The organism is Streptomyces sp. TLI_053 (assembly GCF_900105395.1).
GTDB lineage: Bacteria > Actinomycetota > Actinomycetes > Streptomycetales > Streptomycetaceae > Kitasatospora.
In genome coordinates this window covers 141656-166796 of record NZ_LT629775.1, presented here as the reverse complement: position 1 = coordinate 166796, position 25141 = coordinate 141656, and the positions used below count along the sequence as shown (strand labels likewise).

At 70.3% G+C, this 25141-nt stretch carries 16 protein-coding genes and 3 pseudogenes; 12 read left to right on the top strand and 7 right to left on the bottom strand.

What is annotated here, in order from left to right; translation table 11 throughout:
* Positions 1-50: 50 nt before the first annotated feature.
* Complete coding sequence (locus tag BLU95_RS43580) at positions 51-509, bottom strand: DUF3732 domain-containing protein (protein WP_231978171.1); 459 nt, start codon at positions 507-509, stop codon at positions 51-53.
* Complete coding sequence (locus BLU95_RS00660) at positions 430-1524, bottom strand: terpene synthase family protein (RefSeq protein ID WP_093858158.1); 1095 nt, start codon at positions 1522-1524, stop codon at positions 430-432. Before BLU95_RS00660 ends, BLU95_RS43580 begins: the two co-directional genes overlap by 80 nt.
* 1387 nt (positions 1525-2911) lie before the next feature.
* Here BLU95_RS00660 and BLU95_RS00650 point away from each other — a divergent pair.
* Positions 2912-3655, top strand: coding sequence for a hypothetical protein (locus BLU95_RS00650; protein WP_159424671.1), 744 nt, complete (start codon positions 2912-2914; stop codon positions 3653-3655).
* 1749 nt (positions 3656-5404) lie between these two features.
* Here BLU95_RS00650 and BLU95_RS00645 read toward each other — a convergent pair.
* The 4 genes and pseudogenes from BLU95_RS00645 to BLU95_RS00630 all read right to left on the bottom strand — a co-directional run bounded on the left by BLU95_RS00645 (position 5405) and on the right by BLU95_RS00630 (position 9182).
* Positions 5405-6700: an NsdA family TPR-like regulatory protein gene (locus BLU95_RS00645; protein ID WP_093858155.1), complete on the bottom strand. Its 1296-nt coding sequence runs from the start codon at positions 6698-6700 to the stop codon at positions 5405-5407.
* 331 nt (positions 6701-7031) lie between these two features.
* A pseudogene (locus tag BLU95_RS45440) lies at positions 7032-7535 on the bottom strand (DDE-type integrase/transposase/recombinase); the annotation flags it as partial.
* A 107-nt stretch (positions 7536-7642) separates the two neighbouring features.
* Positions 7643-7780 (bottom strand): annotated as a pseudogene (locus BLU95_RS45435) (IS3 family transposase); the annotation flags it as partial.
* A 364-nt stretch (positions 7781-8144) separates the two neighbouring features.
* Positions 8145-9182, bottom strand: coding sequence for a terpene synthase family protein (locus BLU95_RS00630; protein ID WP_093858153.1), 1038 nt, complete (start codon positions 9180-9182; stop codon positions 8145-8147).
* A gap of 2410 nt (positions 9183-11592) precedes the next feature.
* Between BLU95_RS00630 and mvk the strand changes: the two genes are divergently transcribed.
* From mvk to BLU95_RS00575, 10 genes are all read left to right on the top strand, one after another.
* Entirely contained in the window at positions 11593-12588 is a 996-nt protein-coding gene (mvk, locus tag BLU95_RS00620; RefSeq protein WP_093858151.1) for a mevalonate kinase, read from the top strand.
* On the top strand, positions 12578-13630 hold the full coding sequence (mvaD, locus tag BLU95_RS00615) for a diphosphomevalonate decarboxylase (protein WP_093858150.1): 1053 nt from the start codon (positions 12578-12580) through the stop codon (positions 13628-13630). The genes mvk and mvaD overlap by 11 nt, the downstream gene beginning before the upstream one ends.
* On the top strand, positions 13627-14760 hold the full coding sequence (locus BLU95_RS00610) for a phosphomevalonate kinase (RefSeq protein WP_093858149.1): 1134 nt from the start codon (positions 13627-13629) through the stop codon (positions 14758-14760). Before mvaD ends, BLU95_RS00610 begins: the two co-directional genes overlap by 4 nt.
* Positions 14750-15856, top strand: a complete 1107-nt coding sequence (fni, locus tag BLU95_RS00605) for a type 2 isopentenyl-diphosphate Delta-isomerase (RefSeq protein ID WP_093858148.1) — start codon at positions 14750-14752, stop codon at positions 15854-15856. Before BLU95_RS00610 ends, fni begins: the two co-directional genes overlap by 11 nt.
* A gap of 409 nt (positions 15857-16265) precedes the next feature.
* Positions 16266-17438: a hydroxymethylglutaryl-CoA synthase gene (locus BLU95_RS00600; RefSeq protein WP_093858147.1), complete on the top strand. Its 1173-nt coding sequence runs from the start codon at positions 16266-16268 to the stop codon at positions 17436-17438.
* Between the two features lie 6 nt (positions 17439-17444).
* A complete protein-coding gene (locus BLU95_RS00595) occupies positions 17445-18479 on the top strand; it encodes a beta-ketoacyl-ACP synthase III (protein ID WP_093858146.1) in 1035 nt (344 codons plus the stop codon).
* A 44-nt stretch (positions 18480-18523) separates the two neighbouring features.
* Entirely contained in the window at positions 18524-18766 is a 243-nt protein-coding gene (locus BLU95_RS00590; protein ID WP_093858145.1) for an acyl carrier protein, read from the top strand.
* A gap of 388 nt (positions 18767-19154) precedes the next feature.
* Positions 19155-20234, top strand: coding sequence for a hydroxymethylglutaryl-coenzyme A reductase family protein (locus tag BLU95_RS00585; protein WP_159424670.1), 1080 nt, complete (start codon positions 19155-19157; stop codon positions 20232-20234).
* Positions 20235-20613: 379 nt separating this feature from the next.
* Complete coding sequence (locus tag BLU95_RS00580) at positions 20614-21669, top strand: polyprenyl synthetase family protein (RefSeq protein WP_159424669.1); 1056 nt, start codon at positions 20614-20616, stop codon at positions 21667-21669.
* 40 nt (positions 21670-21709) lie between these two features.
* Complete coding sequence (locus BLU95_RS00575) at positions 21710-23164, top strand: MFS transporter (RefSeq protein WP_093858143.1); 1455 nt, start codon at positions 21710-21712, stop codon at positions 23162-23164.
* A 62-nt stretch (positions 23165-23226) separates the two neighbouring features.
* Here BLU95_RS00575 and BLU95_RS42855 read toward each other — a convergent pair.
* Positions 23227-23409: pseudogene (locus tag BLU95_RS42855) on the bottom strand (IS5/IS1182 family transposase); the annotation flags it as partial.
* 264 nt (positions 23410-23673) lie between these two features.
* On the opposite strand from BLU95_RS42855, the gene BLU95_RS00565 reads away from it, so the two are divergent.
* The gene (locus BLU95_RS00565; protein WP_093858142.1) at positions 23674-24618 is read left to right on the top strand and encodes a terpene synthase family protein; all 945 of its coding nucleotides are present in this window, start codon (positions 23674-23676) and stop codon (positions 24616-24618) included.
* Positions 24619-25141 lie beyond the last annotated feature (523 nt).

The window sequence follows — 25141 nt, the reverse complement described above, 5'->3', positions numbered from 1 at the left end:
GGGCGCAGTCCTGGAACCAGGGGCGGGGAGGTTCGCGTGGTCGCTGACGATCACCAGGAAGCCGGGGGAGAGGCTGGTGGTGACCTGGTGCATCGGTTCGAAGAGCCGTTTGACGGTTTCGCGGTCCTCGTCGAGGGCATGTCGGAGGGGTAGTTACGGCTGGGTCGGCTGGTCGGGCATGGGAACCGCGGGGCGGGCCGCTGGTGGGCGACGAGGTACTGCAGGGCGAGGTGGACGGTGATGTGACAGCCGACCCGGTTCTTGCCGCTGGCGATCCGCAGCCATTCCGTCGGGCCCTGTGGGGTGTCCGCGACGACGGTCGGTCTCTTCGCATCGAGGCGCGCCGGGCTGTCACCGTGTTCGAGGCGCAGACGGCGGGCGTGGCTGGTCAGCCTGCCGCTGGTGCAGCCGAGGCTGTGGACGAGGCGGTCAGAGGTGGTCCCACCACCAGGAAACGGAGGGGTAGGCGAGGGGTGTGTCGGTCTTGGGCGGACGGTTGGTGAGTTCACCCCAGACCAGGCGGATCGGCTGGGGCGGGGTCCCGACGGGGTCGGTGTAGCGGGGGACGAGCGGAGGCCAGTCGATCGCGTCGACGCGGACCTCGAGGAGTGCGAGGTCGAGGTAGGCGAGGGTGTCACGGGCCAGTCCGGCCTGGTCGGCCCGGTGCCGCAGCCGCAGGAGCAGGTGCATGATCCGGTCGCGGTAGCCGGTGAGGAGGGCGACCGCAGTGGCGGTGTCGCAGTGGTGCTCCCGTTGGAGAAGTGGCACGGCCGAGGGCTCGGCCGAAGGTTCGCGTCCGGACTCGACGGCTTGCAGGGTCTCCTTCGGCAGGGAGTAGATGTCGTCGTCGAGGCCGATCAGGGTCCAGGCGGCCTCGACGGCGGCGCGCACCAGCGGGTGGTGGCGTTCCGGTTCCGGGACGGACAGTCCGCAGGCGATCTCGGCCGAGATCAGCGGCAGGGCGGAGCCCGCGAGGCGGGCCCGTACGGCGAGGAAGTCGTCGAACGAGGTGGGTGCGCCGGTGGTGCGCCGGGCCGATTCCCAGAGGGCTCCCCAGCTGAAGTCACGGTGGACCTCAACCCAGCGCCGCCACAGTTGCGGCAGCGTGCAGTCCCGCACCCTGCGGGAGAGGGCCGCGAAGGCGTTCATCAGCGGATCCGCTGACGCTCCGTGGGGAAGGTGGTCGGGGCGTGCCAGGAGTTCCGTCCAGTCGTGCAGCCAGTTCATCAGCTTGCCCGTGCTGGTGGCCGTGGGGCCGAGGTCGGTGCGCAGGTCGTCGAAGAGGAACATCAGGTAGGCCCAGTCGACGCCGGGCTGGACCAGGTCGGTCGGCGCATCGGGCGTCACCTGGCCCACGAGGATGTGCGACTTCGTGGCTTCGGCCTTCCTCCGGATCTCCGGGGCGGTGAACAGGCCCTGGGCCGCCAGCCAGTCCAGGGCCCGGCTCTCGAGGTGTTCCTGGGCCGGGTGCGGTCGGGAGGGGTGCAGCGGGCAGTAGCGGGCAGGTACGTGGAATTCGACCATCCGGGTCCTTGTCCTTCCTTCGGACGCGGCAGGGAACGGTGGGCCGCGGCGGGCTCACCCGGCTTCCTGGAGGCGGGGTGCGGTCGCGCAGGTCGGTCGAGCCGGTGGACGAGGAGGGCCGGCAGGGGCGTGGCGAGGACGGCGGTCGCAACGATGAGGCTTCCCGGTCGCGCCGCCCGAGGATCCGGCGGGTCGGACGGAAGGGCCGCACCGCTCGGCACTTCCGCTGTCAGCAGGAGGACGAGGAGCGGCGGTAGCGGGTCGCCGGAACCAGGTGGCGACGGGGTTGGGTGAACACGGCGGCCGGCCGGGCGGCGGCCGCGAGCGAGGTGGTGGTGATGCCCGGCCGATCGCCCAGGAGGGTGTTCGGTCCCTGGACGGCCGTGGCTGCGACGAGCAGTTCCCCCGGCCCTCGTCGTGGCTCGGAGCGTGCGATGGCGGGCCTCCAGCAGGGCACTGCGGCTCCCGAGGAGCCGGTGCGGCAGAAGAAGTTCCACGAGGAGGTAGAAGGGCTCGGGGCGTCCCGGGCCGTCCGGAGGCAGCGAGGCAACGGTGGCACCGGAAGTGTTCGGTGGGCTCGGCTCACCCGCACCAGGCCGGCGAGGGATCCTGCGACCGCGGCCGCCGTGAGGAGCGTGAACAGTGGCATGCGGCTCTCCTCAGCCGTTGCCCGGCGTGATGTCGGCCGACTCGGTGGGTGCGCCGGCCTTCCTTGAAACCGGGGTTCTTGCAGACCATCGGGCTTCAGGAGCCCTGGCCGCGGCACAGGTTGCCCCCGGCACGGGTTCACCGGAGCGCCGCAGTCCGTACAGGTGCCGCCCACTCGGAGCAGGCGGGGACGAGCGGATCCAGGCGGCAGTTGCCGGGTGGGCGGGGTGCCCTGCGTGCGCAGGGACGGCAGATCCCGGGCCGACCGGGCGGCCTCGTTCGGGGTGGTGGTGTCAGCCCTGCGTGCGCAGGAGGGACGTTCCTCCCTGTGATTCTAACTGTCCGAGACGCTGTTCTGTGCAGGTACGGGCGGACCTGCACAGGACAGCCGTGGCTGCTGGTGGGTCGTCACGAGCGGGGGGGTGGAGCGGGCGGGGCGAGGGCCGACGTGGCGGATCTGCCGACGAGGACCCCGCTCAGGGGCCCACCGGCACGGAGTTCCTGTCCTGACCGTCTTCCCTGTCCCAGGGCTTCCTGCAACCACGGAGTTCGCCCTCCGGCGGACGTGAGGTTCGCAAGGTCCGTGCGCCCCTCGCGCGCTCGTGATGCCAAAGCCGCAGCCGTACGCAGAAGCGCGGCGTCCGTGGTCCGGTCCGGGCGGACCCGGTGAAGCGGCTGTTCCGTCGGTTCCTTCAACGACGGTGCCGACTGTCGCAGCCGGCGGCTAACCTACGCCGGTATGAGCGCTGCTTCCCGACGGCCGATCGGTGAGTTGCCGGGCGATCCGGCCCGGCTGCACCTCACCTACACCCACGGCCACCCCCTCAGGCCCTGGGACGACGAGGACACCCTGGAGTGCTGGCACGCCCGGATCTCCTACGGCCTCGACGGTGACGACGACGAGCAGGACGAGGATCCCGAGGAGACCGCGACCGACGGCCTGCCGGCGACTCCTGAACCCGGGTCACCGGTCGGCCGTGTCATCCTCTACCGGCTGAGGGCGGACACCGGACGCAACCGGTGGCGCGTCGCCGACGACCACTCCGGCGATCTCGAGGTCATCGCCAGCGCAGTCCTCGCCAGGAACGGCCGCGGCTACACCACGGCCTTCGAGGACGCCGTCACCCTGCCGGCCGGTGACCTGCTCGTCCTCGACCGTGTCCGCCTCGCCAAGGAGTGGCGCGGCTTCGGCCTCGGGCCGATCTGCGCGGCGGAGGCGATACGCCGACTGTCCGCCGGCTGCTGTGCCGTTGCCACGTATCCGGCCATGGCCGAGTATCCGGCCGACCGGCAGGAGGTGACCGAGGCCTACCGCAGCACCGCGAAGAAGAAGATCGAGGCCCTGTGGGAGAGCATCGGCTTCCACCCCTTCAAGAACGGCGTGTGGCTGCTGGACCCGGCACTGCGAGAGCCCGGCGACCGCCTCGTGGCATGCCGGGCCGATCTGGAGAACCTTTCCGCGCGCTGGTCCCGGCAACGCTGAACCAGAACGGGGCGGCGGCCCGGACAGCGCTGCGCCCGTCCCTCCCGGCCGGTCGGCGCGATCCCGTTCGGCCTCACCACGGCCCGCCGTGCCCACGACAGCCGCTGCTGGTTGCCGAACACGCCCGGCCCCCGGCGCTCATCGTGAACGCCGGCCCACCCCGGGGGACCGACCGCCCGCGCGAGGACGTCCTGCGCCTCGAGGGCCTGCTCGGCCCCGGCACTGCGGCACGATTGTCGTACAGCGTCGGAGCGGCGGCCGACGCCGCCCACTCGGCTGCGGGGACTGTCCCGCCCGTGGCCGAGTACCTGCGCATCCGGCAGCTGATCTCCCACCTGCACCGCCACTTCGTCCTGACCGAGTGGCGCAGGGCTTCGAAATGCCCACCGACCTGCTACTCGATCAGCAGATCAGGGACCTGGCCGACCTGGCCGTTCAGATCATCGCTCTCACCAACGATCGGGGATGACCCTCAACGGCGTGTCGGTGCCGGCCGCTCTCGTACAGCGGGGCCGGCAAGCAGCTTCGTCCGACCGAGGACCTCGCGCTCGGCCTCGAGCGGACCGAGGAGAAGGTCCCGTTGCCGACCTCGGTGCCGCGGCCCGCACCGGTCCGGCGACGGACGCCGGACCTCGTCCGGCTCCTACGGCCGTCGCCCACGGGCGAGTCCGGTCCGCCGGGCCGGGTCAATGGGTGCTCATGAGTCGCTATGACAGGATCGACTGTGAACGTGCACATGAGGGTAGCATCGTATCGTCCAATCGTTTGGCCAGGAGGAAGGTCATTGACAAGCCTCCATAAGCTCGGTCTACTGTGAACGTACACAGTTATTGGACGGCAGCCTCGGGAGGGTCGATCCCCGTGAACCGTCACCCCTCGCGCCGTGGCGGCCACCGTGCTGACCGCCGTGCGTGAGCTCTCGGTCTGCCCCGTCTTCGCCCTCCGGCCGAGTCGACGGGCGCCACCTGCTGGCCGGCGCCGTGGGAGCCTGGGCCGGATACGAGAGGGTCCCGTGAGGCCGCTTGCAGCGCCTGCGAGGGAACGGAGTGACAGCGCCCGCGCCCCGTTGCGCGACCGGCCGGCTCAGGGCTCTGCGGGCCGTCCGCAGCGTTGCCGCTCAGGTAGGCGTCTTGGGCGGCAATGCTTGCCGGGTCTTTCAGAGTTTCCGCCACGTGGGCGCAGCGCAGTCGCTCGCGTGGCGCGGTCGAGAAGCCAGGGGAGCCTGGTCAGCCGAGCAATCCGTTGCCTGCCTGCCCAGCACCCGGGTGTGCTTTCCTTGCCGGATCCCAGGAATGCCCCTGCGAGCAGCGACGGCGTTCCAGTTCGTCAAAGGCACGAGCTGCCTTGCTCCGGTCGTCGACGGCGAGCGTTTGCGCCGGTCGTCGACTGTGTCCTCGTGACGGGCCTGGTGGTGCCCTTGACGGTGCCCTGAGTGGTTCGGTGCGCGCCCCTGCGACAGGGCTGCCCGGCCGGACGGCATCTCCGCCCCACCTTGCTGTCGAGCCCGAGTCCCGGCCCGTCACGGAGAGCCTCTCCGCCGAGAGCGATCGGGCTGACGAGGATGGGTGTGGGAACGGCTGGTTCCGTGGTTCGGTAAACGTTCCGCAGACCGTTCGAGGCTGCGGAGACCGGTTCTCCTAAGGAATGTTTGTGGACGATCCCCCTTTCGGTCCGCACACCAGGCCCTGCGACATCCCGCCGGCTCTCCGCCCGGCAAGGGATGTTGACCCGGTCTCCGTGCGCGGTCTGTCAGAGCGCAGACCCGCAGTGGTTGGCCAGCTGGCGGCGCAGTGCTGTTGCCCGGTAGTGGTTCGGGACGACCGCGAGGGCTGCGTGCAGGCGGCGTGCTGCTGCTTCGGACTGCGCGGCCCGGACGGCGGGCAGGAGTTCGAGGAACAGCGCCGTGTGGGTGCACGCGTCGTCGACATGACCGTTCTCGGCGAGTAGCTGGGCGAGGGCTGCGTGCGTGTGGGCTCGTCGGCGGCGCTGATCGGCAGGCCGGTGTGCCAGGCTGGCGCGGAAGGCCTGCGCGGCCCTGCTGGGTTCGCCCAGAGTGGTGAATATCCGTGCGCGCTGGTATTCCAGCCCGGCGCGGGGATAGCTCTCGAACAGTCCCTGCCCCGACCCGGTCTGCTGGGAGAATTCCTTCTCCGCGTGCGTCAGGTCGGTGACAGCCTGGCGGTCGTGGCCCTGGGCAGCGTGGACGAGGGCGAGCTGGACATGGACGTAGGCCCGCAGCCCCGGCACCGCGATGCTGGCGTGCTCCAGCGATGTCTGGGCGAGGTCGAGTGCGGCCGCGGTGTCACCGGTGGCCTGGGCCTGGGCCGAAAGTGCGCGCAGGATGATTGCGTTCAGCATCTGGTCCCCGCTGGCTGAGGACAGCTCGATGGCGGCGCGGAAGAAGATCTGGGAGTCGGCCTCATGGCCGGCGTTGTAGGACATGGTGGCCATCAGGTGGGCCAGGCGCGCGTAGCCGGCCGTCTGGACAGTGCCGGGCGCGGGAACGGCGGAGAAGGCGATGTAGCCGGCGAGGGCGGCGCGCACGTGGGCGGGGCTGTGCGTGCCGTCCATCAGCGCGAAGCTGGCGGTGATCTCCTTGAGGACGTCGGAGCCTTGCAGGACCGGCCGGGGCTCGGTCGTCGTGACGTCGAGGAATGTGCGGTAGCTGACGATGCGTCGGGTGGGGGCTTCCTCCAGGCCCAGGACTGCGCGACTGGCCAAAATCAGGTTCGTGACAGGGTCCCGGCCGCTGTTCGCCGTGGCGGCACGGCGCGGGGGGAAGCCGGCGTCGGTGTCGGTGATGACGCGTCTGAGTCTGGTGGACAGAACGATGAGGATCAGGTCGCGCGTCGCGGGACGGGGCAAAGTGCCGGCCAGCCAGTGGGCGACCGCCGTGTCGTCGTATCGCGTTGACAGGCCGCGTTGGCACGACTGGGTGTTGACGGCACGCGCGAGCTGGGCGTTGCGCCAGTTGGCTTGCGCGATCAATGCTGCCAGGCGCGTGTTGCGTGACCGGGACAACTTCGCCCCCAAAATGGCTTTCATACTTTCGCGGATTTCATGACTTCAATTCATTGTCCACTGCCGGCAGACAACCCGTAAAGGGTTGGAAGACCCAGCCGCCCAAAGTAACTCCTCTGCCGCGTGTGCTCGCCTTTGCGCCACCCCCCACATCCCTGTCACGACTTCCGGCCGCACCTGCCCACCGGGCCCACCGCCCCGCGTCGCCTCTCATTCGTTCACTGCGGGGCCGAAGGCGCCTCAGCACACGGCTTCCAGCTGCCGAACCGGGTCGACCCCCCCGCCCGTGAGCTGGACTACCTTCCAGGTGCACGGTCCGAAGTGGGCTTGCCCCCGGGTAGGTGGACACGGGGTTTCATTGCGGCGAGTGTGATCCCACGGAACGCCGCTGTCCGATGTTCGAACTGGATCGGACTGAGGTGGCCGAGCGTGGAGTGGTGACGGCTGAGGCTGTCGAAGGAGACCCAGGGGAACAATCCCCAGCCTCGCCGGACACTGGCTGCTCCAGCGTGCCCCGTGCATCAACTCCGCTGTCAGCTAAGCGAAGAAGCTCTCCGCGGGTGGCGCTGGCGTAGCTGGAGTCGACGCCCCCGATGCTTCGCCGGATCCGGTGGCATCGGCACAAGCCGCGAACTCGGCCGATCCGTATGGGGCGAGCCACTGTGTCGGAGTGGAAGATCACGCCGTCGACCAGGCCGCCGCGGGCCGCCACCGCGGCCTCCCGGGCGTCGGCGACGAGCCGGGTGTGCATGGGGCCGGCCACCGACCAGCCCACGAGCCGGCGCGAGTGCAGGTCGATGACGGTAGCCAGATACATCCACGAGCCGCCGAGCGGCAGATACGTGATGTCGCCGACCCACCGGACATCGGGCCCGCCCCGGTGAAGTCCCGTCCAACCAGGTCCGGCCCTGCCGGCACACTCTGGTCCAGACGGTGACTCGGCAGATGTTGCGCAGGTGACGGGCTGACGATGCCGCGTTCGTCCATCAGGCGGGCTGTCAGCTTGGGTTTGACCAGACGACCTTGGGCCCGCAGTTCCGCGTGCACCTTCGGCGCGCCGTGGGCGCCCCGCGTCTCCCGGGGGACCGCGCGGATCACGCCCACCAGCGCGGCCTCCGCAGCAGCCCGGTCGGCACGCGCCCGAGCACCGGCCCGCCAGGCGCAGTAACCGAATCGCGCGGAACCCAGGGTCTCGCGCGACCGCTGGACACCGAACTCGGTGCCATGGGTGGCGGGTGAAGTCCCAGCGGCGGGACCTCACTTCATCGTCGGTGCCGAGTACGCGGCTGCCCCGGCGCAGGACCTCCTTCTCGACCTGCCACTCGAGCTCGGCCCGCTCCTCGGCGTTCAGCGTCTGCCCGGCCGAGCCGGCCCGGCATCGGCAGCGCACCCAGTTCCGCAGGGTCTGCGCGGCTCCGTCGAGGGCTGCCCCTTCGCACCCCGCGCTGTGGGGCGGCAGCCACCACTGTCAGCCGAGCTGGTCCCACCACCAGGCGATCGTCGGGTACGGGGCGGGCTCAGACGAGAGCTCCGCTGGCGGGGCGGTGAGAACCACTGGCCGGGGGGCGTTCCTTGGCGTGACGTAGCGCGTGGCGCTGGTGCCGAAGCGAACATTGCCGCCGATGACCAGATCGAGGGTGGCGAAGTATCGGGCGAGGTCCTCGCTCGCGTCGGTGAGGATCTTGTCGCGCAGGCGGACGTAGAGCGACATGATCCGGTCGCGCAGGCGGACGCCTTCCACGATGGACTCTGCTTCGGACAGGTACGGGTTGTCATGTCGCATGGCCTTGAACAGGTTGTACTTCGCCTTGCCCGGTTGGGACTCCCTCAACAGCGAGTACCGGTCGTTGTCCAGTGCGGAGGCGAAAGCCCCTGCTTCGCAGGCGGCGCGGACACAGGAACGGGCGAGTTCACCGTCAGGGGTCTCGATGCCGGCAACGGCGTCGATGCAGCCGTGGGTGGCATACACGCCGACGGCGCCGACACGCATGGCGAGATAGTCGTTGACGCCCAGCTGCTTCTGCTTCTCTCGCAGGGCCGTCTCCCAGGTCATCTGCCAGAGCCAGGTGGACTGCGCGTTGACGAACCGCTCGAACTGAAGGGGAGTGGTGCGGGCTCGGATCCGGAGCAAGGAATCCCTCAGCGCGGCCTCCAAGGGCGTGCCGTACGCGCCGTAGGTGTCGATCGAGCGCATCACGCGCGCCCAACGGTTCATGTCGTCCACCACATCGCAGGTGGCGGCCGTACCAGGCTCGGGCACGGCATGGTCGTTGACGACGAACGCCCAGGCCGAGTAGTCGGCCAGTGCCTGGGCCAGTTCACCCGTGACGCGCGGGAAGAAGTGGGCTGTCATCGCCGCCCCGGTGTCGGCGTGGGCGGCATCCCCGAACCCGAACCTCCGTACCCAGGCGCGAGTGCCCTGTGAGAGGAGGTCGTTGTCGGGGCTGAGTTCGCTCTTGAAGGGGCAGTAGAAGGTGAGGAGGTGCGGCGGAAGGTCAGACATCATGGGGTGCTAACTCCTCATGTCCCGTGGAGTGCTCGGTTCAGCCGTCCCGGCCAATGGTCAATTGGGTCAGACGTTCGGGTCCGCAGCGGCCAGCGGCTCGGGCGAACTGCCCGACAAGTGTTCCTGCGAGTACGCCCCGGCCTGTCGCGCTGTCCGGGCGCAGCCTCCCGCCTCTGCGCGGGGCGCGTCGGGCAGGCGACGCCGGAAAGTGCCCACCAGGACGGCCCGGCGCATCCGGGCCGCGTGGATGAGGGCGTCGTGCAGTAACGGGGCACTGTGCACTGGCTCGGCCGGCAGCGCGCTTCCGTGCCCGTATTCCGCAGGACCTCCCGCACCTTGAACGCCGGCCGCGGCGGAGGGACCACAGGGGCAGGAGCCTTGCCGCCCCGATGACAGCGTGGGACAGCCGTGCCACAGCGCTCGTCCTCCCATCAAGGCAGTCGACAGGACCTGCCACAAGTACGGGCCGGGGGCGCACCGGAAGCACATGGTGCGCCACGGGACCGCCCTCCTCCCCCCGTACGCCTCCACGCACCGCCCGCACTCGAGAGGGAGGTGCCCGAGCTGTTCTCCGCAAGGACAGCGTTCCCACGTGGGTGGGGCCTCCGGCGTCTGCGCCGCCCGGGGCTCGATGCTGGAGGGGGTGCGGGCCGGTGGTTGGGTGAGCGGGAGTCGTGGGCGCGTCGTGGCAGTCCGAGCGGCTCCTCACCCGGGGTCCGGGGAGGTTCGTGCCCGCCTCTTCCGGGGAGCGTCCCGCGTTCCCGGCCGTCTGCGGCCCCGTGCACGGTCGGCGGTGGCCTGCGCACGCTCGGGGCGTCGCACCGGCCGCCAGTCGACGTTGACGGCACGCGCGAGCTGGGTGCTGTGCCGGCCGGCTTCGGCGATCAGTGCTGCCAGGCGCGTGGTTGCGTGACCAGGACAACTCCACCCCTGCATGGCTTTTCATACTTTCACGGCTTTCATGGCTTCCAGCCATCGTCCTCTTCCCGCAGGGGAGTTGCAGGGGGTTCGATGGGTACACAGTCGCCTGCGGCAGATCCTCCGCCGCGAGGGTGCACCCTTGCGCGGACCCCCTGAGCCCCCCCACTCCCGACAGGGCCTCTGCCGGGACCACCGTCCCGCCGTTTCTGTCCCACTCACTCACTGCAGCGTGTGGACGCCCCGCAAACCCCGGGCTTCCGGCCGTCACAACCGGTCACCGGTCCGTCAGCCGGGACACCGCCTGGGCGCGAGGTCCGCACCGACCGCAGATCCCCGGCGAACCTACTGCAGCCGCCACCATCCTCGCCCCCCACTACCCGACCCCGCAGTGGACAGGGGCGGCATCCCCGACGTTCATCGACGACAAGAACCGCGACGTCACGTCACCGGAACAGCCAGCCGACCGCCCCCGGAGCCCCAAGGCTTGCTTCGTCGCCGAAGGCAAGCGACCCCGTTCTGCACACTCGGCCAGTCCGCGGTCCGCCACGACCCGGCATCGTGTCAGACCGTCACCAACACCGCAGCACTGGCAGATCCTCATGCCTCCGCCCTGACCCGCGACATCCTTGACCGCTCCGGCACGCGTCGAAGCGAGCCCCCCAGCGCACCGAACCCTCCCAGCACGCCACCGCCGCTCTGCCAGGACCACGGACCAGACCGTCCGGGCACCGGCACGGCCATCCGTGCCGGCGACCTCGCACCGCGCCGATCGGACGGACCCGCCCACACGGCCGGTCCGCCCCCCGGAACGCCACCGATCAAGCACTGCGCCCACCGGACACCACGCGCACCGAAGGCCCCACCGCCCGTACCCGAGTCTCGCGGCGACCGGCGACCTGACAGGCAATGCCGCCTCCGCCGACCGTCCTCCGCCACAGGAACACCGAGTACACGGCCGAAACCCCCAGGGACGCCTGCGCCGTCGTCACCGGCTCCGAGCAGAACCCGACCACCTCACCGCCCGCGCCGTGCTCGTTCGGGAGACCATCCACCTACGGCACGACCGCCTCGATCTCGTCGGTAACCCCCATCCGACCCACGAACCACACCCCGACAACCTGCGTGAGGGCAGACCTACGGTGCTGGTCAACCCACGCGCCCCACCACGACGCCCCGACCGGTGCCCTCGGCCGCGTCCCCGACAGGCGACCCACAGCCCGACAGGAACGCTGCCGCACAGCACGTTCGCCACCGCCCAGAGCCCCGAACGAGGTCGATCACACGATCCGCCGGGCGGAACGGGCACCAACGCACCCGCCCCACACCACGCAAGCCCCACGGGCCGCCGCCACCGCGGCAGCCCGCCGCACCACCCGAACAGCCCCGCTCCCAGTCTTCCTCTGCGAGGAGCCACCCTGACACCAAGGAGCCCATGATGGCCGCTTCCGACGCCGTCCGCCGCACCCCCACACCATGCTCCGGAACGGCCATGGCTGACAGGACGAGAAGCCCGGCCGGCCCATCACCCGCCCGGCCCGCCGGTACCGGCCACGCACACGGCAAGATCATCCTGCTCGGCGAGCATGCCGCCGTCTACGGCGCTCCCGCCCTGGCCGCGCCCGTCCCGCAGCTGACGGTCACGGCTACCGCCAGGCCTGCTGCCGAAGGGCACGACCGGACCGCCCTGACAGCCCCGCAGCACCCCGGTGGGGAGCAGGACGCACTGCGCGCCGTTCTGTCGACGTTCCGCACGACGGCCGGAATCGCTTCCGCCAGGCGAGTCGAGCTGCGCGTCGACTGCGCGGTTCCCCTCGGCCGCGGACTGGGATCCAGTGCGGCTTGCGCCCGGGCCGTCGTGCTGGCCTTGGGTGATCTGTTCGGGGTCGCGCTCGACGAGGGCACCGTGTTCGACCTGGTACAGGTGGCGGAGAGAGTGGTGCACGGAAAAGCCAGCGGCGTCGACGCCGTCGCGACCGGCGCACACACGCTGGTGCTCTTCCGCCCGCGGAGCCGGCACGGCCTGCCGGTCGCCTGTGGCGCCGTGCCCGCCGGCTGGAGCGTGGTCGTCGCCGACAGCGGGACCCCCGGGCACACGGGGGAGGCCGTAGCACTGCTGAGCGAGCGGTTCGAGCACGACAGCGGCGCGGGGCCCCGCTTCGTGCGCGCTGCGACCCGGCTGGTCAGGGCAGCGCTGCGCGACCTCGCAGAAGGCGACCTCGCAGGACTGGGCACGCGACTGACCGCCTACCACGTCCTGCTCCGCCAGCTGGGGCTGAGCACGGACCGCATCGACGCCCTGGTGGACGGCGCGCTCGCCGCCGGGGCACTGGGCGCCAAGCTGACCGGTGGCGGCCTGGGCGGGTGCGCCATCGCCCTGGCCGCCGACGCCGCCGCCGCCGCGCGTGTGCAGACAGCACTGCAGGCCGCAGGCGCGACACGCACCTGGACCGTGGCCGGCGAAGGGATGGTGAGCCGTGCCCACTGAGCCGACAGAACACACCGCCCACGGCACCCGCGCCGCCGGCGAGGGGGCGGCGACCGCAGTGGCCCATCCGAACATCGCGCTGGTCAAGTACTGGGGAAAGCGGAACGAGGACCTGGTCCTGCCGGTCACCGGCAGCCTGTCGATGACCCTGGACGTGTGCCCGACGACGACCAGCGTCCGGCTCGGTCGGCCGGGGCGGCCCGACAGCGTCACACTGGGCGGCCGACATGCCGAGGGCGTCTTCCACGCCCGGGTCACCGCGTTCCTGGACCTGTTGCGGGCGCTGGCCCGGCGCCGGGAGTCGGCCGCCGTCGACACCCGCAACACCGTCCCGACCGGGGCCGGCCTGGCGTCCTCGGCCAGCGGCTTCGCCGCCCTCGCCCTGGCCGGCGCCGCCGCCTACGGCCTGGACCTGGACCCGCTCGCGCTGTCCCGGCTCGCCCGCCGCGGCTCCGGATCCGCAGCCCGCTCGGTCCGCGGCGGCTTCGTGATCTGGCACGCCGGCACCGGCATGGGTCCCACCGCCGACGCCGCCTCCTACGCCGAACCCGTGCCCGTACCCGACGGCTTCTGCCCGGCAATGGTGATCGCCGTCGTCGACCCCGGACACAAGACTCTTTCCAGTCGCACCGCGATGCGACGCACCATGGACACCTCACCGCTGTACCCCGCATGGGCCGAATCGAGCACGGCGGACCTGGACCACATGCGCACGGCCCTGGCCCGCGGCGATCTGGCCACGGTCGGAGAGATCACCGAACGCAACGCCCTGGGCATGCACGCCACCATGCTGGCGGCCCGCCCGGCGGTGCGCTACCTGTCCCCGGCCAGCCTGACCGTCCTGGACGCCGTCCAGACGCTGCGCGCGCGAGGCGTGCCCGCCTACGCCACCATGGACGCCGGCCCCAACGTCAAAGTCCTGTGCCACCGGACAAACAGCGAACAAGTGGCCGCCGCCGTCTGCCGCAGCACCGCAGGCGTCACCGTCCTAACCGCCCGCCCCGGGCCGGACGCCCGCCTGCTGCCGGGAAACGGGTCATGACCGCCCGCACGGTGACGCGCAGCGCGCCCGGCAAACTCTTCATCGCCGGCGAGTACGCGGTGCTGGAGCCCGGCCACCCCGCGATCCTGGCGGCCGTCGACCGCCGGATCACCGCCACCGTCCGTCCGTCCGCGGCAGCGGACATCGAGATCGTCACCAGCCTCCTGCCCGCACCCCTGCGGCTTCGCCGCAGCGACGGAGCACTCATCCCCCGCCGGGCGACCACCGCAGCCTCCAGAGCCCACCGGAAGGTCATCCACGTGGTCCGGGCCATCCAGAAGGTCGACGAACTCGCCCGGGCCCGAGGCCTCGCCGTCCCCCCGGTCCAGGTGGAACTGCGCAGCACCCTCCACCGGGCAGGCACGAAGATCGGGCTCGGATCCAGCGGCGCCGCGACCGTGGCCACCACCGCCGCCGTAGCAGCCTCCTACGGCATCACCCTGACCCCCCGGGAGGTCTTCCGCCTGGCGATGCTCGCCACCGTCATCAACGACGGCGGGTCGGGCGGCGACGTCGCCGCGGCCGTCTGGGGCGGATGGATCGCCTTCCGGTCCCCCGACCGCGTAGCCGTCGCCCGCTTGACCCGGCAGCAAGGCATCGAGGCGGCACTGCGCCTACCGTGGCCCGGATTCACCCTGCGACACCTGCCCGCACCGCACCGACTCGCCCTGCATGCCGGCTGGACCGGAAACCCCGCATCCTCCGACACCCTGCGTGAACGCTTCCAGGCCTTCCGCGGCACGCCCCACCACCACCGGTTCCTGACCCGCAGCGACACGCTGGTGCTCACCGCGATCCACGCCCTGCAGCACGGCGACGAACATCGCTTCCTCACCGGGATCAGTGCGCTGCGCCGCTTGCTCGCCGCCCTGGACCACCAGGCGGCGCTGGGTCTGTACACCCCCCGGCTGACGGTGTTGTGCCAGAGCGCCGAGGCCCTGGGCGCCACGGCGAAGCCGTCGGGAGCGGGCGGCGGCGACTGCGGAATCGCGTTCACCGACGCCGGTGCACCGGACGACGCGCGGCGCCTTCACAGCGCGTGGCAGGCCGCCGGGATCGTCCCGCTGAGCCTGCGTACCGCCGCCCCGTGCCCCCGGCCGACGACCTCTGGAGGCCCGGATGTCCGCTGAACGCAAGGACGACCACGTGCGCCACGCCCACGCACAGCACCAGCAGCGATCGGGCCGCAACGACTTCGACGACGTCTCGTTCATCCACCACGCCCTGGCTGGCATCGACTCCGACAGCGTCGACCTGAGCACCAGCTTCGGCGGCCTGAACTGGCCGCTCCCGCTCTACATCAATGCTATGACCGGCGGCAGCGCGATGACCGGCGCGATCAATCGCACCCTGGCGATCGCTGCACACGAGACCGGCGTGCCCATGGCCACCGGATCGGTCAGCGCCTACTTCGCCGACGCCCGAGTCGCCGACACGTTCACCGTGGTGCGCAAGGAGAACCCGAACGGCTTCGTCATGGCGAACATCAACGCCAATGCCTCCCCCGACCGCGCCCGGCAGGCCATCGATCTGCTGCAGGCGAACGCGCTGCAGATCCACCTCAACGCAGTCCAGGAGATCGTGATGCCCGAGGGTGACCGCTCCTTCGGTCACTGGCCGGCGCGGATCCAGGCAATCACGGCCGCCGTTGCAGTCCCCGTCATCGTCAAGGAGGTCGGATTCGGGCTCAGCCGACGCACCATCGAACTTCTGCACGATCTGGGAGTCACTGTCGCGGACGTCTCCGGTCGCGGCGGCACCGACTTCGCCCTCATCGAGAACCAGCGCCGCCCCGCCACCGACTACGCCTGTCTCGGCCACTGGGGCCAGTCCGCACCCGCCTGCCTGCTGGACAGCCAGGGCCTGGGAGTTGACCTCCTCGCCTCCGGCGGAGTCCGCCACGCACTTGACGTGGCCCGCGCGCTGGCGCTGGGCGCCCGCGCGGTCGGCGCCTCGAGCCCGTTCCTGGCCCAGGCGGTCGAGGGAGGCGAGCAGGCCCTGATCGCCCACATTCGCCAGTGGCTGGAGCAGCTGACAGCTCTCATGACCGTCCTGGGAGCCCGGACCCCCGCCGATCTGACCTCATGCGACGTACTGATCGGCGGTGACCTGCGGCACTGGTGCATCGCCCGCGGTATCGACCCGACCGCTGCGGCCACGCGCTCTGCGCATCCCCCGCTCGTCCCAGCCCCCACCCGCACCGGCACCACGCGAGGAACCCGATGAACGCCCCCACAGCCGCCACATACACACCCCTGGACGGAATGGACACACGGCCCATCTCCGGCAACAGACCCGAGGGCGAGAGAAGGGCCCTGCCGGCAACGCACCGATCGCTCCTGCGGCCGTTCGTGCCGACCGGCGCACGGCCGTCGCGGACGGCCCCCCGCGCCATCGCCACCACCACGGCCGACGAGAAGACCCGTTCAGCGGAGGTTGGCCTGAGCCGCCTCACCTGCCGTGAGCACCACGAAACGGGCCACAAGCCGCGTCGGACAACCGGCCTCGCGGCCGCGGCCACACCGCACGGCGGACTGCCTCTGCCGGCCGTGCACACCAACCCGAGCGAACCCGTGCGGGCGCACCTGCGGACCGATCGCCAGGTCAGCCACTTCGAATCGGAAGAAGCACACCGATGAACCGTCGGACCACCGTCGGCATCCATGACCTGTCCTTCGCCAGCGCCGAGTTCGTCCTCACCCATGCCACGCTCGCCGCCCACAACGGCGCTCGCCTGGCCAAGTACCACACCGGCATCGGCCAACAGGCCATGAGCGTGCCCGCCGCGGACGAGGACGTCGTCACCCTGGCCGCCACCGCCGCGCAGCCCGTCGTCCAACGCCACGGCACGGACCGCATCCGCACCGTCCTGTTCGCCACCGAGTCCTCCATCGACCAGTCCAAGTCCGCAGGCGTCTACGTCCACTCGCTGCTGGAGCTGCCTGCGGCCACACGCGTCGTCGAACTCAAACAGGCCTGCTACGCGGCGACCGCGGGCCTCCAACTGGCCCTCGCCCTGGTCACCCGGGACCCCGGCCAGCAGGTCCTGGTGATCGGCAGCGACATCAGCCGCTACCCGCTCGACAGCCCCGGCGAAGCCACCCAGGGAGCCGCGGCCGTAGCCCTGCTGGTGGCAGCCGACCCCGCACTCCTGCGCATCGAACATCCCTCCGGCCTGTACACCGCGGACATCATGGACTTCTGGCGCCCCAACTACCTGTCGACCGCCCTGGTCAACGGGCAGGAATCCATCAGCGCCTACCTCCAGGCACTGGAGGGGACCTGGAACGACTACACCAAGCACGGCGGCCGGCCCCTGGGCGACTTCGCCGCGATCTGCTACCACCAGCCATTCACCACCATGGCCCACAAAGCCCACCGACACCTCCTACGGCACTGCGGCCACCAGAGTGAGCACCCGGCAACGACCGCCCTCACCTGCACCACCGCCTACAACACCCAACTCGGCAACAGCTACACCGCCTCGATGTACCTGGCCCTGGCCGGGCTCCTCGACCACGCCGACGACCTGACCGGACAACCAGTGGGCCTGATGAGCTACGGCTCAGGCAGCGTCGCGGAGTTCTTCGCCGGCACCGTCGTCCCCGGATACCGCCGCCACCTGCGCCGCACCGCCCACCGCACCGTCGTCGACCGCCGCCAGGCACTCACCTACGCCCGCTACCGCGACCTGCACGAGACACAGCTGCCCACCGACGGCGGCGACCACCCCCTGCCCCCGCAGACCACCGGACCCTTCCGACTCGCCGCCCTGACCGGCCACAAACGCATCTACACCCCGCGGTGACCCACCATGACCAAACCCCCCGAGCGCCCTCGCTACGCGGCCCTGACCGGACTGGGAAGCCACGTACCGCCCCGTACCGTCACCAACGACGACCTGGCCGAGCTCCTGGCCACCACCGACGAGTGGATCACCACCCGCACCGGCATCAAGACGCGCCACTGGGCCGAGCCCGGAACCGCCACCAGCGACCTGGCACTCGAAGCCGCCGCCCGCGCCCTGCGATCGGCCCGCCTGCCCGCCGAACCCGGCACCGTCGACGCGGTCATCCTGGCCACCACCACCCCTGACCAGCCCTGCCCCGCCACCGCCCCCCAGATCGCCGCACGACTGGGCCTCGGCCACTGCGCCGCCTACGATATCGCCGCCGTGTGCTCGGGCTTCCTGTACGCGCTGGCCGCCGCGGCAGGCCAGATTGCCGCAGGGCAGGCCCGCCGCATCCTGGTGATCGGCGCCGAGACCTACTCCACCATCCTCAACCCGGGCGACCGCACCACCGCGGTGATCTTCGGCGACGGAGCCGGGGCCGTCGTCCTGGAGGCCACCGCCGATCGGGACCAGCCCGGGGTCCTCCGCGCCTTCGACCTCGGCTCCGACGGCACCCACTACGAGCTGATCACCGTCCCGGCCGGCGGATCGCGCCAGCGCACCACACCGGGCGAACCAAACCCCGACTCCCACTACTTCGCCATGGACGGCAGACAGGTGTTCACACAGGCGGTCACCCGCATGGCCGACTCCTGCAGGACCGTGCTCGACCGCCTGGGCTGGCCCGTCGAACAGGTCGACCACCTCGTCGGCCATCAGGCGAACCTGCGCATCCTGACCGCACTCGCACGCGACCTGGGCATCCCGCTACAACGCGCCGCCGTACACCTGGACCGAGTCGGCAACACCTCCGCCGCCTCCATCCCCCTCGCCCTCGACGACGCCCACCGGCGCGGCGCGCTGACCCCTGGCGACACAGTCCTCCTCACCGCCTTCGGCGGCGGACTCACCTGGGGCTCCGCAGCCCTGCTGTGGCCCTCCGTCTCCCCACCCTGACCCTTCGGACCCGTCCCCACGCCCCGCACCACGAACGGGAAGCCATGCCCCCTGCCCCCACACCCCAGGCCCACCTGATCACCTTGCTGACCGACGAGTTCACGGTCCCCGGCCCGATCACCGCCACCACCACCTACGACAGCCTCGACCTGGACTCCCTCGTACTCGTCGAACTCGCCGTCATACTCTCCCGGCACTACAAGATCGACATCTCCGCCGAGGAACTCGCCCACGCAGGGAACATCGACGCGACGGCCCGACTCCTCCGCAACAAGCGTACGAACTGAACCGACTCGGCACGGACGCAGACCAGCGCCGAGCACAGGAACTCGAACACCCGACGCCCCACCGCACAGACGACAGCCGGCGCTGCCCGCCACGAACCCGAGACGACCACGAAATGGAAACCCGAGCGAGGCCAGAACCCTACGGCACACAGCCTGCGGCCGCCCGCAGGCCCGGGCCCTGGAAACCGGCCCGGCGGCGAGAATCCCCTCTCGCCACGACACCACGGTCGGGACGTTCGCAGCACGCCGCCGGCCCACCCCCGTGCGGCCCCGCAGAAGCAGTCGGCAACACGGCACCCGCCCGACAGAAAGTCCGCACCAGAACCACAGCACCAGAACCACCATCTGCCCGGTGCCGCCGCATCGGGACGACCTCCGGAGGCACCCCATGACCGACATCGACGCCATCGCCGGCGTCCCCATGCGCTGGGTAGGTCCGGTGCGCATCTCGGGCAACGTCACCACCACCGAGACCCATGTCCCGCTGGCCACCTACGAGTCACCCCTGTGGCCCTCGGTGGGCCGGGGCGCCAAGGTCTCGATGCTCGCCGAGCAGGGCATCGTCGCCACCCTGGTGGACGAGCGGATGACCCGCTCGGTGCTGGTCGAGGCGACCGACGCGGGGACGGCGCTGGCCGCCGCCCGGAGCATCCGGGACCGCTTCGCGGAGCTGCAGGAGGTGGTGCGCGGGTGCAGCCGGTTCGCCGAACTCGTCGGCGTCCGGCACGAGATCAACGCCAACCTGCTGTTCGTCCGGTTCGAGTTCACCACCGGCGACGCCTCCGGGCACAACATGGCCACCCTCGCCTCCGACGTGCTGCTGCAGCACCTGCTGCAGACCGTCCCCGGCATCTCCTACGGGTCGATCTCGGGGAACTACTGCACCGACAAGAAGGCCACCGCGGTCAACGGCATCCTCGGCCGCGGCAAGAACGTGGTGACCGAGCTGCTGGTGCCGCGCGAGGTCGTCACCGGGGTGCTGCACACCACGGCGGCGAAGATCGTCCAGCTGAACATCCGCAAGAACATGCTCGGCACCCTGCTCGCCGGCGGCATCCGCTCGGCGAACGCCCACTTCGCGAACATGCTGCTCGGCTTCTACCTGGCCACCGGCCAGGACGCGGCCAACATCGTCGAGGGCTCGCAGGGCGTCGTGATGGCCGAGGACCGCGACGGCGACCTGTACTTCGCCTGCACCCTGCCGAACCTGATCGTCGGCACGGTCGGCAACGGCAAGGGGCTCGCCTTCGTGGAGACCAACCTGGCCCGGCTCGGCTGCCGGGCCGACCGCGAGCCCGGCGAGAACGCCCGCCGGCTCGCCGTGATCGCGGCGGCGACCGTGCTCTGCGGCGAGCTGTCGCTGCTCGCGGCGCAGACCAACCCGGGCGAGCTGATGCGCGCCCACGTCCACCTCGAACGCAGAAGCCAGCCGGGCGAGGGCCTGAGAATGCACGGCTCGGGCCCATGAACGGGAAACCAACGGTGATCGGCTTGCCCAGCTGCGCGCTCGGCTCCCGAATTGCTGACCGTACCGCGCTAGGAAACAGCAGTCCGAAGCCCCTCTCGGGCTCACCCCGGCGCGAAAATCCAGACAGAACCTCCCGGCGACATCGCGCCGACTCGGCGGCCCTCCCCATTCGCCGCGAATCGCCATCACGGGATCCATGTCGGCTGCGATCCGGCGAAGCCCGCGAACCTGGCCTTTGGCGTCCCCAGCCGCAACGCCAAAGGCCAGGTCCCCGTCCGCAGACAGGTCGTCCGTACCGTCCCCGAAGCCAAGATCGTCGAAGCACCCCTGGACGAAGCCCTGCGCCTCCTCGACCAGACCGAAACCCCGAGGCCGCCTCATGACCCTTACCACCGACGCTGGCCTGATCCGCCATAGGGTCGACACCCTCCTCGAAGACTTCCTGCACACCCAAGAAAACTCCGCAGAACTGCCCGAACTAGACCTGTTCATCAGCCTGTTGCGGGACCACCTCGCCGCAGGCGGCAAACGCATCCGCCCCCTGATGTGCGTCACCGGCTGGTACACCGCCACTGACCGGGAGCCACCGCCCCTCGTCTACCGCGTGGCCGCCTCACTGGAGTTGTTTCACGCCTTCGCCCTCATCCACGACGACATCATGGACAACAGTGCCACCCGACGCGGTCGCCCCACCGCACACCGCGCTCTCGCCGCTCTCCACGCCCACCGCCCCGACCCCGACACCTTCGGCATCAACGCCGCCATCCTCCTCGGCGACCTCGCCTTCGGCTGGTCCTACGACCTCCTCCACGCCACCGGCAACGATGCTGACAACCTCGCAGCCACCTGGCCCATACTCAACGCCCTGCGCACCGAAACCCTCATAGGCCAGTACCTCGACCTCCACGCCGCCGGCCAACCCACCCCCGATGCCACCCTGCCCTGGCGCGTCATACGGTACAAAACCGCCAAATACACTATCGAACGCCCCCTTCACCTCGGCGCCAGCCTCGCCGGAGCCGCCCCATCCCTCCTCGCCACCCTCACCGCCTACGCCCTGCCCCTCGGCGAAGCCTTCCAGCTCCGCGACGATCTCCTCGGCGTCTTCGGCGATCCCCAACACACAGGCAAATCCACCCTCGAAGACCTCCGCGACGGCAAGCACACCGTCCTCATCGCCACCGCCCTCGCCCACGCCACCCCCGACCAAGAACATCTCCTGCGCAGCCACCTCGGAACCCCCGAGCTCACCCCCACCGCAGCCACAGCCATCCGCGACGTCCTGGAAGCCACGGGCGCCCGGGACGCAGTGGAACAGATGATCCGCGACCGCTGCGACCGCGCCCTTCGAGCCCTCCAGCACACCCAGGTCCGACCCCAGACCCAAGCTCTCCTGCAGCAGATGGTCCACCGCCTCACCGACCGCATGACCTAACCCCACCCCCAGCCGCCCCCAGGACGCACCGAGGAAGACCATGACGAGCCCACCCGCCGCCACCCACCCGCCTCCCCTCACCACCCGCCGGCCCGGCGCCGCGGTGGCCGTCCTGTGCACAGGACTGGGCCTAGTCGGACTCGACACCACTGTCATGAACACCGCGCTTCCCGGTCTCCAGGCCGACCTCCAGCCCAGTCCGACCGAAGTGCACTGGATCGCCGATGCCTACACCCTGGCCCTGGCCGCCGGAGTCCTCGCCGCAGGCGCCTGGGGAGACCGCCACGGCCGACGCCGAGCGTTCACCACTGGCCTCACCGTCTGTCTGGCCGCGTCCCTCTACGGTGCCCTCGCCGACACCCCCGGCCACATCATCGCTGCCCGCTTCCTCATGGGCACCGGCAGTGCCCTGTTCATGCCCTCCACCCTCTCCCTCATCACCGCCATCCACCCCACCGGCCCCCGTCGGCGGCGTGCGGTCGCCGCCTGGGCCTGCGTCGCCGGCATCGGCGGACTCACCGGACCCCTTGTCGGCGGCCTCCTCATCGAGCACTACTCCTGGCGCGCCGGCTTCTGGATGAACCCGCCCGTCATCGTCCTGGCACTCGTGGGCGCGAAAGCCTGGCTTCCCGAACACCGCCACTCCCACCCCACACCCTGCGACCCCGTCGCACTCGCCGCGGCAGCCGCCGGACTGTTCCTCTTCGTGTGGGCGGTCATCGAAGCCCCCGCCCGCGGTTGGACACACCCCGCCACCTGGACCGCCCTCGCAGCCGCGCCCCTCCTGTGGGCCCTCGCCAGGCGCCGCCGCGGCCCTGCCGCCCTGCACCCACAACTCGTGCGCGACCCAGCCTCACGCGCAGCAGCCCTCGTGCTCGCCGCCATGTTCTTCGCGCTCTACGGAGCCCTCTACATCCTCACCCTCTACTTCCAACTCGTCCTCGGCGACTCACCCGCCCGAGCGGGAACCGCCCTCCTGCCCCTCGTCGCAGCCGCCGCCGCAGGCACCGCCCTCGCCCTGCCCGCCACAGCCCGATGGGGACCCCGCACCGTGCTCATCACCGGCATCGCACTTCTCGCCCTTGGATTCGCCGCCCTGGCCCAGGTCACGCTCACCTCCCACGCCACCTACCTCCACGCCTTCGCGATCACCGCAGGCACCGGAGCGGGACTGGCAGCCGTCCCCGCCACCGAAGCCATCATGAGCGCCGTCCCCGTCGACGAGGCCGGAAACGCAGCCGCCTTCAACGACCTCCTCAGAGAAGTCGCAGGCGCCGTCGGCATCGCCGTCCTCGGCGCGGCCCTCACCAGAGCACTCACCGTACTCCCGCAGCCCACCCGCACACCCACCGCTGCAGGGATGCCCGCACCCGCACAAGATGCCTTCATCGAAGGCCTCCACACCGCCGCATGGATCGCCAGCACCATCCTTCTGCTCAGCATCGCCGCCGCAGCCACCCACCCCCGAGGAAAACGCCGGAGCACCGCACCATGAGCACCCCCGCCCAGCCCAGACGACCTGTCCTGCTCGCCCTCCCGCGGCCGTTGCGCGCGCGTGGTGCGGCCCGGTAGGGCGGGCGAGGTCCATAGCAGCTCGCCGACCGGAGCGGCGAGGACCTGGAAATTCGCGCCATGCAGTCGGTACTTGGCGGAGGATTCTGCCCGGCTGTCGCCGACATGGTCGCACTCGGCGAGGGTTCCGCCCAGCAGGGCGAAGTCCGGAATATGCTCACGCAGCGCGGCGACGGCGGGACGGAGTCGGTCAAGACCGCCGTCGAGCACCTCGCGTTCTCGCTCCCCGAAGATATCCGACGTAACCTCCACGTGGAGGCTGAACCTCTGTGAATCGACGGCAGGAGTCCTGCAAGGTGATCTTCCGCCTCTAAAGGTATGCCATCCCCCGAAAAGGTAATTCTCTACCAAGGAGACGTTCTCTTGAAAAACACTCTTGAATACCACGTACCGAACCTCACTGAAGGGCTGTCTCCCGTCCGGAGACACGCCTTGTCGGAAATCACCATCGAGTACACCGTCGACTGGCTGAGCCGGATTGTCGGACAGGTTCTGCCAGCGGCCCTGGCGGAATCATTCGCGCGCAACGGAACGGCAATCTTTACTTCCTACTGCTGGCCGGACACGCTGCCCGACCGCCTCCGGACCCTCAGCGTAATGAACGCATTCGCCTTTTTCGCGGACGACATGGGGTCGAATGCCTACGGCGATGTGATCGGCGCCGAAGCCACCAGGTCGTGGGTCATTGAGTACATCTACGCATGCATGGGGGAACGGCGAAAGCTAACCACGCCGTGGGGCAAGGAGACCGCGGACGCATGGGAAGAACTGGCTTCCTTCGAGCCGGCGGCCACATCGGCCCTGATGCGGAAGGAGTGGCTCACATGGATGGCCACCTATGCCCCCGCACCCCCTCAAGAATTCTCGGAAGCGGACCGCTACGCAAACGCCGGAGGACCGGTGACGCTCCCTATGACGGCATTCTGCCTCGGGCTCGACGTATCCGCGCCGATGAAGGACCGAGCCTTCCGGCAAGCAGCCAAGGATGCGACGCTCCTGTCGATCCTGATCAACGATGTGATCTCGCTCGGCGGAGAAGTCATCAACAAGGACGAGTCCCGCAACGCCATCATCATGACCATGCGCGACCGACAGATCACCCTGCAGCAGGCGGTGGATCTGGTCTGTGACCGGATCGCTCGGCTCAGAAATCGCTTCCTGAGCCAGAGGATCGCGATTTTGTCATCGCCGGTCGGGCAACTCGAGGGTGCTGCTTCGTATCTTGAAGCATTCGAATATGTGATAACGGGAGTTGCTTTCTATCACGCAACATCGGGCCGTTATAAATTCTCGCCGAACTCGACCTGGGAGGGGTCGGGGCCCGCTTTCATCAAGATCCGCGACGGTCAAGTCCTGGCTGTCGCTGCGCCTGAGTGAAGTCTTTTTGCGGAGACTTTGCCCTGTCGTTCGGAAATCAAGACGCAGAGCGCCCCGTTCGCGGTCACGGGAACCCGAGAAGGCCGAGCGATCGTCTCGGGCTCCATGCGTTGCGTCGTACGGCGGCGATACGGCGGACGCCGGCACGGCGAAGCGCGCCGATGGTGAGGCTGTGCGAGTGACCGTGCCGTCCTGCTGGCACAGCCTCAGGACGCCGACCTCGAAGGCGAGGTCGAGCCGCACCGTCCGCAGCGGGATCTTCGACCCGTACGAGGACCGGAACCGGGCAAGACGACGCATCAGGTCGGCGGCCTGCGGCGAGAGAGCGGGATCGACGCCGACGCGCCCTGGGCCGAGTCCGGCGACCGGGGCCATCCACTGGTCGTAGCCGAGGCTGGAACTGCTGCAGTGTGCACTCAACCGCTGCGCGCTCCCGGCGCGGCTTGCCCGGCCTCCTGCGTCCCACAGCGGTGTCCTCCGGCTCAGCATGCGACGGCCGGGCCACCACGGCACTGCGGCACGT

Coding starts and splice junctions, on each gene's coding strand:
- BLU95_RS00660 (WP_093858158.1), bottom strand. CDS start 1,524: ATGGTCGAATTCCACGTACCTGCCCGCTACTGCCCGCTGCACCCCTCC.
- BLU95_RS00650 (WP_159424671.1), top strand. CDS start 2,912: ATGAGCGCTGCTTCCCGACGGCCGATCGGTGAGTTGCCGGGCGATCCG.
- BLU95_RS00645 (WP_093858155.1), bottom strand. CDS start 6,700: ATGAAAGCCATTTTGGGGGCGAAGTTGTCCCGGTCACGCAACACGCGC.
- BLU95_RS00630 (WP_093858153.1), bottom strand. CDS start 9,182: ATGATGTCTGACCTTCCGCCGCACCTCCTCACCTTCTACTGCCCCTTC.
- mvk (WP_093858151.1), top strand. CDS start 11,593: ATGGCTGACAGGACGAGAAGCCCGGCCGGCCCATCACCCGCCCGGCCC.
- BLU95_RS00610 (WP_093858149.1), top strand. CDS start 13,627: ATGACCGCCCGCACGGTGACGCGCAGCGCGCCCGGCAAACTCTTCATC.
- fni (WP_093858148.1), top strand. CDS start 14,750: ATGTCCGCTGAACGCAAGGACGACCACGTGCGCCACGCCCACGCACAG.
- BLU95_RS00600 (WP_093858147.1), top strand. CDS start 16,266: ATGAACCGTCGGACCACCGTCGGCATCCATGACCTGTCCTTCGCCAGC.
- BLU95_RS00595 (WP_093858146.1), top strand. CDS start 17,445: ATGACCAAACCCCCCGAGCGCCCTCGCTACGCGGCCCTGACCGGACTG.
- BLU95_RS00590 (WP_093858145.1), top strand. CDS start 18,524: ATGCCCCCTGCCCCCACACCCCAGGCCCACCTGATCACCTTGCTGACC.
- BLU95_RS00585 (WP_159424670.1), top strand. CDS start 19,155: ATGACCGACATCGACGCCATCGCCGGCGTCCCCATGCGCTGGGTAGGT.
- BLU95_RS00580 (WP_159424669.1), top strand. CDS start 20,614: ATGACCCTTACCACCGACGCTGGCCTGATCCGCCATAGGGTCGACACC.
- BLU95_RS00575 (WP_093858143.1), top strand. CDS start 21,710: ATGACGAGCCCACCCGCCGCCACCCACCCGCCTCCCCTCACCACCCGC.